Origin of the sequence: Parafrankia colletiae (assembly GCF_001854655.1) — a bacterium.
GTDB classification, from domain to species: Bacteria; Actinomycetota; Actinomycetes; order Frankiales; family Frankiaceae; genus Parafrankia; species Parafrankia colletiae.
Map to the genome: position 1 here is coordinate 106,166 of NZ_MBLM01000120.1, position 12,678 is coordinate 118,843.

A 12,678-nucleotide genomic window follows, 5' to 3' on the forward strand; every position below is an offset into this window, starting at 1 on the left:
GAGGACGCGGGCATGACTGTCGGGCGGATGACGCCGGGCCGCGATCCGCCGATGGCGACGGAGCCACCGGTGGTGCTGCACGCGACGGATCAGACCCGGATCAGTCGGCTGACGCTGGCCCGGCCCGGCGAGCGGGGCATCCGTGTGATCCGGAAGGAGCCGTTGGGTCCGGACGCCCAGCGGCGGGTGCGCCACGAGACCGAGATCCTCGAGCGGCTGTCGGGAGTCGAGGGCGTCGTGCACCTCGCCGCCGGACCGGCCGAGGGCGCGGGCCCGGCGGCGGATGGCACCGGCGTGGCGGATGGCACCGGAGCGGCAGATGGCGCCGGATCAGTCCTGCTGGCCGATGTCGGCGGTGCGGCGCTGTCCCGTCGGGAGACCCCGCTGGAGCCCGCCGAGCTGATCGACCTCGCCCTCTCGCTGGCGCACGCGGTGGCGGGGATGCACCACCGGGGGGTGGTGCACCGGGACCTCTGCCCGGAGAACATCGTCGTGAGCGAGGACAGCGGGGCGCCGTGCCTGATCGACTTCGCGCTGGCCACCACCTTCTCGGTGGTCCGGCCCGAGTTCGCTCCTCGCGGAGCGACAGTCGGGACCGTGCCGTACCTGGCCCCGGAACAGACCGGGCGGACCGGACGTCCGGTCGACCAGCGGGCCGACCTGTACGCGCTGGGCGCCGTCCTGTACGAGCTGGCCACCGGCGCGCCGCCGTTCGGCACGGAGGACCCGATCAGGATCATCCACGAGCACCTGACCCGGGTGCCGGACCAGCCGGGGACCGTCAATCCGGCCGTGCCCGCCGCACTTTCCGCGATCATCATGCACCTGTTGGAGAAGGAGCCTGACGACCGTTACCAGACAGCCGACGGGCTGGCGTACGACCTCGCGCTGGTACACCGCGGCGTGACGTTGGTGCGCCCCGGCGATCATGATCATCCGACCCGGCCGCTGGCTCCCTGCCGGCTCGCCGGGCGGGAACGGGAGATCGACGAGCTTGACGCGGCGTTCACCGAGGCCGCCACCGGGAAGTCCCGCGGGGTCCTCGTCGCGGGCGCGCCGGGGGTGGGCAAGACATCCCTGGTCAATGTGCTGCGGCCGATCGTGGCCGGCGCCGGTGGCTGGTTCGTGGCGGGCAAGTTCGACCAGTACCGCCGCGACCAGGAGTTCGACGCGGTCCGACAGGGCCTGCGGGCGCTGGGCCGGCTGCTGCTGGCCGAGCCCGAGCGCGACCTGGTCGAGATACGGGAGCGGATGCTGCGGGGCCTGGGCCCCAACGCCGGCCTGTTGACCGCCACCGTGCCGGAGTTCGCGGCGCTGCTGAAGGCGCCGCAGGACCCGGGCGATCCGATGACCGCGCAGGCACGACTCTCCCGGACGCCGGTCGAGGTGCTGCGTGCCGTGGTCTCCCCGCAGCGGCCGGCGGTGTTCTTCGTGGACGATCTCCAGTGGGCCGGGCGCACCCCGCTCGGCTTCGTCGATCTGATCTTCGGCGGCGAGGAGCAGATCGCGGGGCTGCTGCTGGTCGCCGCCTACCGCGAGAGCGATGTCGACGCCGCGCATCCGCTGACCCCGATGCTCGCCCGCTGGCGTGAGCAGCAGGACGGCCCGCGCCATCTGTGGCTGGGGACCCTGCCGTCGGCGGGCCAGGCGGCCATGGTCGCCGACATGCTGCACCTGGCGCCGGAACCCGCCGCCCAGCTGGCCCGGGCGATCATGCCGTCCACCGGCGGCAATCCGTACGACGTCGTGGAGCTGCTCAACTCGCTGCGGCGTGAGGGCATCCTGACCGCGGGCGCGGACGGCTGGCGGTGGGACCGGGCGGTACTGCGCCGCCGGCTCGACCGGCTCGACCGGGGGGAGGTCACCGCGCTGCTGACCGCCCGGGTGGACGCGCTGCCGCCGGAGAGCGCGGAGCTGCTTGCGGTGATGGCCAGCCTGGCGGGCCAGGTGGATCTGGATCTTCTCGCGGCCGCGACGGGCCTGGGGTCGGACGAGGTCGAACGGCGGCTCGCCCCCGCGTTCGGCGAGGGCCTGCTGGTGCTGCAGTGCGACGGCCGGCCCGGCGTGCGGTTCAACCACGACCGGACGCGCGAGACCGTGCTGGGTGGCCGCCCGGCGCAGGAGCAGCGCGTACGGTACCTGCGGCTGGCGCGGCGGCTGGCCGACCGGCCGGAGTTCTTCGCGGTCGCCGCCGAGCAGTACCTGCACGTGGCGGACCTCGTGCACAGCACCGGCGAGCGGCGGACGGCGGTCGCGCTCTTCCGCCGGGCGGCCGAGGAAGCGAGGGTGCTGAGCAACCATCCGCTGATGGAGCGGTTACTGAGCACGGCGCTTCGGCTCGTCGACCCGACCGACACCGACCTGCTGATCGCCGTCCACACCGACCGGCATGCCGCTCTGTACTGCCTCGGCCGGCTGGGCGACGCGGACGACACCTACCGGACCATCGGCCGGCTGTGCGCCGCGGCGGCCCAGTGCACCTTCGCGACCACGGTGCAGGTCATCAGCCTCACCAACCGGGGACGTGCCGACGAGGCGATGCGGCTCGGCCTCGGCCAGCTGCGGCGCCTCGGCATCTCCGTTCCGGCCGGGAACGCGCTGGACGCGGCGATCGACCACGGCCTCGACGACGTCCGTCGGTGGATCGACACCACCAGCGAGGCGGATGATCTGCGCAAGCCCGAGATCACCGACCAGTCCCGCCTGCTCACCCTCCGGCTCGTCAACCGGGTCATGGTCGCGGCGTTCTTCTGCGACCACACGATGATGGCCTGGCTGGCCATCAGGGCTCTGCAGATGTGGGAACGCTACGGCCCGGATCGCACCCTGGTCGGCCCGGCCAGCCACATCCCGATCGTGACCATTGTCCGTAAGGGTGACTACCACCTCGGGCCGCGCGTCCTGCGGCGGATTCTCGCGGTGGCCAGGGCCCGCGGCTATGAGCCCGACGTGTGGCAGGCACTCTTCATCTACGTGATCACCAGCGGCCACTGGTTCGCACCCCTGGAGGACAACCTCCCCGAGGGCCGTCGCGCGCTGGAGGGCCTCCTCATGGGCGGTGACCTGCAGAACGCCTGCTGGGCCCATTACGGACTGGTGTGCGACCTGCTGGACTGCGCGCCGACGCTCGACGTCTTCGCCACGGCGGTCGACGAGGCACTCGCGTTCGCCGCCCGCACCGGCAACGGGCACGCCGAGGCGACGTTCCGGTCCTTCCACCGGATGGTCCGGGTGCTGCGGGGAGAGCCCGTCGAGCCGGCCGGCGACGAGGCGGCCGAACTGAACGTGCTGGCGGCCGACCCGTTCTCCCTCGCCAACCTGCATGTCGCCCGGGCGCTCACGGCCGCGGTCCTCGACCATCCGGCCGACGCCGCGCGGCACGCCGCGGCCGTGATGCCCTGCGGGGCCTCGATCGGGACGAACTACTCCATGGCGGTGGCGCGGGTGCTGCTCGCGCTGACGCTGGCGGCACGGGTGCGCACCGCGGGGGCGGACCGGCGCGGCGCCCTGCTGGCCGAGCTGGACGAGCTGATCGAGTGGCTGGCCTCGCGCGCCGCCGACGCGCCGGACAACTTCCTGCATCTGCTGCGGATGGTGGAGGCGGAGCGGGCGTGGGCCGTCGGGGACTTCCACGAGGCGGCGTACACGTTCGACGTGGCGCTGCGTGAGACGCCCGCCCGGACCCGCCCGTGGCACCGGGCGCTCGCCCTGGAACGGGCCGCCCGCTTCTACCTGGCACACGCCATGGAGGAAGCCGGCCACACCCTGCTGCGCGCCGCCCGCGACCAGTACCTGGCCTGGGGCGCGACGGCCAAGGTCAGCCAGCTGGACTGGGCCTACCCGGCGCTGCGGACAGCCGCCACCGCGGCCGCCGCGCCGCCACTGACCATCCATCCGCGGACGGAGCTGTCCGGACACCGCTCGACCGTGGCGGCCGGCACCGTCGACCTGCTCGCCGTCGTCGCGGCGGCCCAGGCACTCAGCTCGGAGACCAGCGTGGACGGCCTGGAGACAAAGGTCGCCGGAATACTCTCCGAGATGACCGGCGCCACCAGCGTCCACCTTCTGCTGCGGGAAAGGGAGCGGGACGGATGGCTGGTGCCGACCGGCGCCGGCGGCACCCGCACGCTCCGTGAGGCCGGCCAGCAGAGCCTGCTGCCGCTGTCGGTCATCCGCTACGCCACCCGCACCCGCGAACCTGTCGTCGCCGCCAACGCCACCCGGGACGACCGCTTCCAGCGCGACCCCTACTTCGCCGGGCTTGACCGCTGTTCGCTGCTCGCCGTCCCCGTCATGATCCGGGGCAGTCTGCGGGCGATGCTCCTGCTGGAGAACCGGATGATCCGCGGCGCGTTCTCCACCGAACGCCTCGAAGGCATCCTGATCATCGCGGGGCAGCTCGCGGTCTCGCTGGACAACGCCCTGATCTACGTGTCGCTGGAACGGCAGGTCGCCGAACGCACCAGACAGCTGGCCGCGTCGAACAGRCAGCTCGCCGCGGCGAACCAGCAGCTCGAACAGCTCTCGATCACAGACCCGCTCACCCGGCTGGCCAACCGGCGGCGCCTCGAGGAGGTACTGGCCGTCGAGTGGGAGCGGGCCCGGCAGCATGCCGCACCGATCGCCCTGGCGATGATCGACATCGACCATTTCAAGCGCTACAACGACCACTTCGGGCACGCCGCCGGTGACCGGTGCCTGCAGCGGGTCGCCACCTGTCTCGCCGGGAACGTCGGCGACACCCTGCTCGCCGCGCGCTACGGGGGAGAGGAGTTCACCGTTGTGATGCCCGACACCGACCTGGCTGCCGGCGCCCGGGTCTGCCGGCGTCTCTGCCGTGCCGTCGAGGACCTGGCCGAACCCCACCCGCTGACAGCCGAGCGCATCATCACCGTCAGCATCGGCGTCACCGCGGCGATCCCCACAGCCGGCGAGGGCGCGGCGGCGGGCGACGCCCTGGCGGCCTTCGTCCGGAGCGCGGACATCGCGTTGTACCGGGCGAAGAACGGTGGACGTAACCAGGTGGAGACGATGGAGACGGCGAGCTCTCTCTGAGAACATGATTCTCGTACGGTCACGCGCTTGGGAAATGCTCTGCTCGGCCTCAGGGAGGCAGCCGTGCGCATCGGTCTGACGGCGGCGCCTCGACGCCCGACAAGATCGTCCAACAGGCCAGGCAGGCTGAGAAGGACGGCTTCCACCGACCACCCCGGGCGCAGTACCGAGGAGTACCTGACGATCCTCGGGCCGCTCCTGCGCGGCGAGGACGTCGACTTCCAGGGGCAGGACTGGTCGGCCCGCAGCGCCGGCAGGGTGACGCCTCCCGCCCACCCGGTGCCGGTCCTGCTCGCCGCGCTGTCACCGCGTCTGCTGCGCATCGCCGGCCAGCTCGCCGACGGCGTCGTCCTGTGGATGGCCCCGCCCCGGGCGATCGAGACCCACGTGGCACCGCGGCTGCACGCCGCCGCGTCGGCCGCGGGGCGGCCGGCACCGCGGATCGTCGCCGGGCTGCCGGTCGCCGTCCACGACGACGAGGCCGAGGCCCGGGCGGCCACGGCGGCGACCGCCACCGGGTACGCGGGGATGGCGAACTACCAGCGCATCCTCGCCCTCGGCGGCGCCGACACCCCCGGCGAAGCAGCGATCGTCGGAGCCGAGGGATCCGTCCGCGCGCAGCTGCAGGGCCTGCTCGATGCCGGCGCCACCGACATCTGGGCGAACATCGTGCCGGTCGGCGGCACCCGCGAGGCCCGCCTCGACTCGGTACGCCGTACCACCAGCCTGCTGCAGGAACTGCTCGACTGACGCCGGCGCCCGGTACCCGTGGCTTCGGGCCGCGACGGAGCACTCCCGACCGCGACCGGCGGCGAGCTCCTGGCCGGCCGCGGGATGCGGCAGTGCCTCAGATCGCGACCTGGCTGCCGGCCCGCAGTGCCACGACGGCGCCAACGAGCACGACCAGGGCAGCCGTCGCCACCGGCGTCCAGCGCAGGCCCGCGGAGAACCCCGGCACGAGCGTCGAGGCGCGCTGGAGCAGGGGAAGGAGGGTGCGGTCGAGCAGGAACCCGACGCCGACGAGCGTCGCCGCCATTCCCACGCCGTAGGCGAGAACCAGCAGGACTCCGAACCACGCCCGGCCCAGCGCGGCCGCTCCCAGCAGCACGACGACGGCCGACGGCGTCGGCACCATTCCGCCGACGAGTCCCGTGGCGAGCAGGCTGCGCAACCCCGGCTGGTCCCCGACGGACGGATGCACGTGCCAGCGCCCGCCGTGCGTGTGACCGTGCTCGCGCAGGTGACCGTGCTCGTGCGTGCGACCGTGCTCGTGCGTGCGACTGTGCTCGTGCGTGCGACTGTGCTGGTGGGCATGGTCGTGCGCATGCGCATGGTCGCGGGAAGGGCCGTGGCTGTGCTCTTCATGGACGTGGCCCACGGTCAGCAGGTGGCGATACGGCGCCACGGTCAACCTCGCCCGGAGCAGGCTGGCCCCGAGGCCGATCATCAGCAGTCCGCTTGCGACACCCAGCCACGGATAGATCTTCTCCGGGGCGAAGCCGCTCGAAGCCGACAGCACGACCGCGAGGACCAGAACGCCGAGGGTGTGGGTGAGCGTGACCGCTCCGGCGGTGGCGGCGAGCTGCCGCCCCGTCGCCGAGCCGCCGACGATCCGGGCCGCCATCACCGTCTTGCCATGCCCGGGGGCGAAGGCGTGCGCCGTCCCCAGCACGACTGCGGCAAGCAGGGCGAGCACCCCCAGGCCGAGCGAGAGCGAGTCCCGTTCGGCCAGTCCGCCCACCCAGCCGGCGAGGCCGCCAGCCTCCTGCCGGGTGCCGTCTGATCCGCCGTCACCAGGTGTTCCGCTGCCGACAGCGCCCGCCGGCGGCAGGGGGTCGGCCGCGGCGGGCCCACCCGGGCGCACGGTCAGCGTTGCGCGGGTGACATCGGAGCCGCTGCCCAGGGGATCCTCGGGGTACCGGGTCAACAGATCCGTCAACGAGCTGGACGGGACGTCCGAGGAGACCACCGTCGTGCCGTCCCCGACCGCGACCGTCTCGCGCCAGCCGACCCGGTCGGCGTACGCGGCCAGCGAGTACCGAATCGTCGTCGTGCCCGCCGCGGCGGTTCCAGCGGTCGCGGCCGAGTAGCGGCAGACCAACCGCATCGTCGACAGTCCACCGTCGCCTGGTGGGAACGACAGCGAGCTGCCGGTCAGGACGAGCGGGTGGACCCGGCCGTCGACCGCCAGTGTCGCCTGACCGGCGGTGCGGGCACACTCCGCCTCACGCCAGCGGGCGGCTCCCTGCGCCTCGACGTCCGGCCGGACCTGCGCGGCCGGTATCTCGGCGAAGTCGGCGACGACATCGACGAGTACCTCCTCGACGCCTACCCGCAGCACGCTGGCGCTGTTGACGGTGAAACTCCCGAGGGGGTGCGCCGACGCCGACCCGCCCGCCGTCAGGACGAACAGGGCCACCGTCACGGCCAGGACGGCCGCCCGGCGCAGCGTGGTCAACGCGCACCCGCATCAGGGGACGTGAGGGACTCGAGAAGGGCCTGGGCCCGGGGCGCGTGCAACGGCGAGAAGTTCGGGTCGGTGTCCAGCGCCGCCCGTAGGTCCGCGACCGCCGCATCGGTCTGGCCGAGCGCGGCGTGCACGACACCCCGGTGGTAGGAGAACAGCGCTCGGCGGGTGCCGAGGCCGAGCGCTGACCGGGCCGATGCCAGCGCCTCGTCATCCCGGCCGAGCTGGTGCAGCACCCAGCCGCGGGCGTCGTCCACGAAGACCCCGGCCCGGTGCGGTTCGCCGGCCGGCGCCGGGGACAGCGCTGCGAGCGCGGCGGCGGGGTCGCCGTGGTCGGCCTCGAACAGCGCCAGCTCGACGTCGACCTCGACGCCCTGCGCGCGCATCAGCGCCGCGGTGGATCGCACCAGGGAGTACTGCCGCGCCGCCTCTCCGGGCCGACCCAGGGCTTCGAGCAGCTCTCCGTACTCGGCGACGATCCACGGCTGTGGGCTCCGCGTGGCCGCGACGGCGTAGTCCGCCAGGGCGGCCTCGCTCTCGCCCCGGGCGGCGGCCACCCGGGCGCGACCGACAAGCAGCGACACCGACGACGGGTCGCGTGCCTGCCCGCGCCGGTAGGCCTCGTCCGCCCCGGCGAGGTCGCCCGCGTGCCGTGCCAGTTCACCGAGATGGAAGTAGGCGAACGCGGCGTCGGCTGCCGACGTCGCGTCGTCGGCCACCCGTCGCAGCATCGCGGCGGCCTGGTCGCTCTCACCGCGCAGTTCGAACGCGTAGGCGACCCGGGCCAGTGACGCGACATCGGGACGCAGGTCGACCCCGGTCTGCGCCGCCTGCCACGCTTCGGGATAGCGCCCGAGCTCGACGAGCGCGTCGAAGCGCACCCCGTGCGCGGTCGCGTTGAACGGGTTGACGGCGATCGCGGCGTCCGCGGCGCGCAGCGCACCGGGAAAGTCGTGACGTGCGGCGGCCAGAGCCGCCTGCCCGGCGAGAGCGGAGTCGTTCTCCGCGGGGCGCAGTTCCAGCGAGCGGGCGAACGCCCTGTCCGCGCGCGGGTAGGACGTCGGATCACCGGTCACTCTGGCCTGCTCCACATAGGCGAGGCCGAGCTCGGCCCAGGCCGACCAGTCGCCCGGCACCCGGTCAAGCCGGTCACGCAGACCCGCGACGGGCGCGGCCGCCGCCCTGCCCGCCGAGGACCACGCCTCGTCCACGGCCGCCGCCCCCGCCGATGCGGCGCCGCGGCCGGGGCTCTCCCGGTCAGAGCTCTCCCGGTCGGGCAGCGAGTCGACCGCCGAGCGCGTGTCCGCGCCCATCAGGCCGACCGCGCCCACCAGGCCGGCCGCGCCCACCAGGCCGGCCACGCAGACCAGGCCGACGAGCACCCGCCCCCGACTCGCCGGGCTGCCCTGTCGCCGCTTCATGCGTGCCCTCCCCGCATCCGTTCCGCTGGTCGTTCGCCAGCGATTCGGATCCGTGGCGGTCACGGACCGCACCTGAGCCCTACGAGTTGTGTCCGGCAGCCGACACGATCCATGCACCGTCTGGCGCCGAACCAGGGGCGTTCACCGGACGGGCGCATCGGTCCGGTCCGTCGATCCCTGAGGGAGAACCATGAGCCGACTGACATCTGCCCGCGGCGGGGTGCCCGGCCGCCGACGGCGGGGACGGCCGCCCCGGCGGCGTGCCCTGGCGGGCGCGACCGCCCTGCTCGTTGGCGCGACGGGTGCCGCACTGACGCTGGCACCGACGGCCGCCAGCGCGTCGAGCCATCGGGAGGCCCCGCTGATCAGCAGCGACCCGACGGTCGACAACACCGACACCTACGCCTTTGTCAGCCCGGACGACCCGGATTCGGTGACGCTCGTCGCCAACTGGTTGCCCTTCCAGGAACCTGCCGGCGGACCGAACTTCTACCCGTTCGCGAACGACGCCCAGTACGACATCAACGTCGACAGCAACGGCGACGCGAAGCCCGACGTCACCTACCGCTGGACGTTCGCCAGCAGCTACCAGAACCCGAACACGTTCCTGTACAACACCGGGCCGGTCACCTCGCTCGACGACCCGGACCTGAACTTMCGTCAGACCTACCGGCTGGAGCGGACAGCCGGTGGCAGGACCACCGTGCTGGCCGACAAGGTGCCTGTCGCGCCCTCGTTCGTGGGCGACGCATCCATGCCGGACTATCTGGCGCTGCGCACCGCGTCCCTGAAGGAGCTGCCCGGCGGCACCAAGACGTTCGCCGGCCAGGCCGACGACCCGTTCTTCCTCGACCTGCGGGTGTTCGACCTGCTCTACGGTGGCGACCTCTCCGAGGTCGGCCAGGACAGCCTCGCCGGGTTCAACGTCAACTCGATCGTGCTGCAGGTTCCCAAGACCGAGCTGGCGCTGCGGGGCGACCCGGCGCGCAACCCGGTGATCGGGGTGTGGAGCAGCACCCAGCGGCGCAGCGCCTCGATCTACGGGCCGACCGACGGCTCCGGCCTGCGGATGTCCTTCGGTAACTGGTCGCAGGTCTCGCGTCTCGGCTCGCCGCTCGTCAACGAGGTGGTCGTGCCGCTCGGCCAGAAGGACCGGTTCAACGCCTCCACCCCCGCCCGGGACGCCCAGTTCCTGGACTTCGTCACCGACCCCGAGCTGCCGAAGCTGATCGAGGCGATCTACAAGATCCCCGCGCCGGCGACACCGCGCAAGGACCTGGTCGCGGTGTACCTGACCGGTGCGAGCAAGAACAACCTCGGTGTCGACCTGAACGCCCACGCGCTCAACGCCGACGTCGACGCCACGAAGATCACACCCTCCGAGCAGCTGCGGCTGAACATGTCGATCCCGCCGACCGCGGAACCGCACCGGCTCGGYGTCCTCGGGGGCGACACCGGCGGGTTCCCGAACGGGCGGCGACTCGGCGACGATGTCGTCGACATCTCGCTGCAGGCTGTCGAAGGCGCCCTGCTACCCAACCCGCCCGCGGCCGTGACCGGCCTCGGTGACGGTGTGGACGGGCCCGACGTGCGGTTCCGCGGCTGGTTCCCGTACGTCGGCCTGCCCACCTCGGGCTCGAGCTGACAGGCGGGGTCGCCATGACCAGACTCCTGCGTGCCACCTCGGCCACCCTGGCAGCCGCCGTCATCGTCAGTGTGGCGGCGGCCTGCGGCGGGGACGGCCCGCCGTCACTGCCCGAGGCCGGCTCGTTCGCTCCCGGCGTGTGTCAGACGCTGGCCCCGGACCTGATCGAGACCCTGCGACTGGCCGAAGCTGACGCCGATGCACCGGCCGAGATCAAGGCACTCGCCCGTGACCTCACCCCGCCCCAGGAGAAGCTCTACGGCCGGATCGGTGCCGCGGGGGAGTACGCGGGCGACCTCGAACGGGTCACCACGGCGGTCGGCTTCCTCCGCCTGCGCATCGATGCCGGGACCTACGACCCCGCTCTCCGGACGGAGGTGACGACCACCGCCCGGGCGCTGGTGGACCGCTGCACCTGACCGTATGGACCTCGGTACGAGAACGGACTCCCGGAGTGCCGTCGCGGTAGCGGTTACCGCGACGGCACCTCGGCCCCGGGGACGGACCACTCCCCGTTCGCATCACTTCGCGTATTCATATAACTTCACATGGTAGTGTCTGGGAATCCGCTCGCGGACACTCAGGACGCCGTCGGCGGCTGGCAGTACCCGGTCGCCGTCCCCCGTTACGGTGTCCAGCCCGGGTGGCACTCCGCCATGGCGCAGGGCCTGGCGCTGTCGTCGACCGGCCTCGCTGACGCACTCCCGCGCTATGACACCGGCCCCTGATCGCTGTTACGACCTCGCCCCCGGCACGTCCGCATCGGCGACAAGGCGCGGATCCAGAACAATGCCTCGGTCTATGACGGTGTGACGCTGGAGGACGGCGTCTTCTGCGGGCCTTCGGTGGTCTTCACGAACGTCCTGACGCCGCGCGCCATGATCGACCGCAGCGGCGCGTTCGGCTTGACCCTGATCAGGGAGAACGCCGCACTCGGCGCCAACAGCGATCGTCTGCGGGACCACCGTCGGCCGCTCGGCCTTCGTCGGTGTCGGTCAGAGGAGCCCTCCGCCGTCGGGTGCCGTGCCTGCGCATCATGGTTCGTGCCACTGGGGGGATGCCTCACCCACGCACTGCCCGGCCAGCGGACGGGAGCGGACACCGGCGCGCTTCCGCTCCAGGGAGAGYGACCGGGCTGAGCCGGCTAGGGCTGCCGGGGGTGGCGCTGGGGCGGCCGGCGGCGAGCAGCCGCGGGCGCGGGCCGGTCGGTGCGGCGGTATGGGCGGTGTTCCGCGGGTTCGGGGCTCGTCACGTCGAATGCGTCAGGCGCGTCGGGCTGGGACGGGCCGAAGTCCGGTGCCTGGAAGAGCGCGTTCGTGAGGGGCGGCGCTGTCCGGTGCGGCAGCGGCTGCGCTGCTTCCGGTTCGGAGAAGGGGGTCGTAGTGGGAATAGCGATGAGATTTCTCCTGTCGGTGCGGATCGCTGTCAGGCAATCCCTTGTTTGTTCAGTCATGGCTGGAGGTCGTTTCCTGCAGAAAAATCCGATCTGCTGACCAGTACGCGATGGAAATCGACGGTAGCCGCCAGGAACGGGGGCAGGGTGTCGCGGAGATGTTGGCAACGATCTCCGGGGCCTGCAGAGAAGGCCACTGAAATCCGTCGCGAATATGCAGAAACTGCCTCTCGCCGTGGGCCGTCAGGGACTCGAAACCTGAACTCGCCGGTTAAAAGCCCATAGGTCGACCTGTCGTCTAGTGTCGCATGGTGCCGTCAGGTGTGTGTTTGTACAGGTCACGGGCGTTCTGCGTGCCGCGGGGTGTCGGCTGCTGCCGGGTGGTGGTTCGCCGTCCGGGTTCACGATGTGCACGCCGGGCCGATGCCTGGGGACGGCTGTGGAACTCCGGCAGCCATCGGCTGCTTTCAAGCCTACTACCGCGCCCCTGCCGCCGGGCCGGTACAGATAGGTCCACCGGCCGGCGACCTTCACTACATTTGATCGACGAACCGCCTGTCGCCCGGTCGGTGCCGGCATGGCCGCGCTGCCTCGACCAGCAGGGGCGTGAAGCGCTGCACCCACCCGTAGATGGTGACGTGATCAACCTCGAGGCCGCGTCCGGCGAGCGGCTCCTCGACGTCCCGGTAGGACAGCG

General features: G+C 72.4%; 7 protein-coding genes and 2 pseudogenes. 5 read left to right on the forward strand and 4 right to left on the reverse strand.

The genetic code is table 11. From position 1 onward, the window contains the following. The first annotated feature begins 12 nt into the window (after nt 1–12). Together CC117_RS17500 and CC117_RS17505 are read left to right on the forward strand one after the other, a co-directional pair. A complete protein-coding gene (locus tag CC117_RS17500; RefSeq protein WP_071085506.1) occupies nt 13–5,055 on the forward strand; it encodes a diguanylate cyclase in 5,043 nt (1,680 codons plus the stop codon). Nucleotides 5,056–5,196: 141 nt separating this feature from the next. Then, a pseudogene (locus tag CC117_RS17505) lies at nt 5,197–5,805 on the forward strand (LLM class flavin-dependent oxidoreductase); the annotation flags it as partial. 97 nt (nt 5,806–5,902) lie between these two features. Here the strand turns inward: CC117_RS17505 and CC117_RS17510 are convergent. Further along, complete coding sequence (locus CC117_RS17510) at nt 5,903–7,513, reverse strand: HoxN/HupN/NixA family nickel/cobalt transporter (RefSeq protein WP_071085464.1); 1,611 nt, start codon at nt 7,511–7,513, stop codon at nt 5,903–5,905. Continuing rightward, a complete protein-coding gene (locus CC117_RS17515; protein WP_071085466.1) occupies nt 7,510–8,943 on the reverse strand; it encodes a tetratricopeptide repeat protein in 1,434 nt (477 codons plus the stop codon). The genes CC117_RS17510 and CC117_RS17515 overlap by 4 nt, the downstream gene beginning before the upstream one ends. Before the next feature lie 190 nt (nt 8,944–9,133). On the opposite strand from CC117_RS17515, the gene CC117_RS17520 reads away from it, so the two are divergent. The 3 genes from CC117_RS17520 (at nt 9,134) to CC117_RS37050 (ending at nt 11,316) form a co-directional block, all read left to right on the forward strand. Further along, nucleotides 9,134–10,588 carry a DUF4331 domain-containing protein gene (locus tag CC117_RS17520; RefSeq protein WP_071085468.1) on the forward strand — a complete coding sequence of 485 codons (1,455 nt, stop codon included), beginning with the start codon at nt 9,134–9,136 and terminating at the stop codon, nt 10,586–10,588. Nucleotides 10,589–10,602: 14 nt separating this feature from the next. Further along, nucleotides 10,603–11,007, forward strand: coding sequence for a hypothetical protein (locus tag CC117_RS17525; RefSeq protein ID WP_071085470.1), 405 nt, complete (start codon nt 10,603–10,605; stop codon nt 11,005–11,007). A gap of 129 nt (nt 11,008–11,136) precedes the next feature. Further along, the gene (locus tag CC117_RS37050; RefSeq protein WP_131803086.1) at nt 11,137–11,316 is read left to right on the forward strand and encodes a hypothetical protein; all 180 of its coding nucleotides are present in this window, start codon (nt 11,137–11,139) and stop codon (nt 11,314–11,316) included. A gap of 71 nt (nt 11,317–11,387) precedes the next feature. On the opposite strand, the gene CC117_RS40140 is transcribed toward CC117_RS37050, so the two are convergent. Both CC117_RS40140 and CC117_RS40580 read right to left on the reverse strand, forming a co-directional pair. Beyond that, nucleotides 11,388–11,531 carry a hypothetical protein gene (locus CC117_RS40140; RefSeq protein ID WP_321572622.1) on the reverse strand — a complete coding sequence of 48 codons (144 nt, stop codon included), beginning with the start codon at nt 11,529–11,531 and terminating at the stop codon, nt 11,388–11,390. An 876-nt stretch (nt 11,532–12,407) separates the two neighbouring features. Next, nucleotides 12,408–12,678 (reverse strand): annotated as a pseudogene (locus tag CC117_RS40580) (IS6 family transposase); the annotation flags it as partial.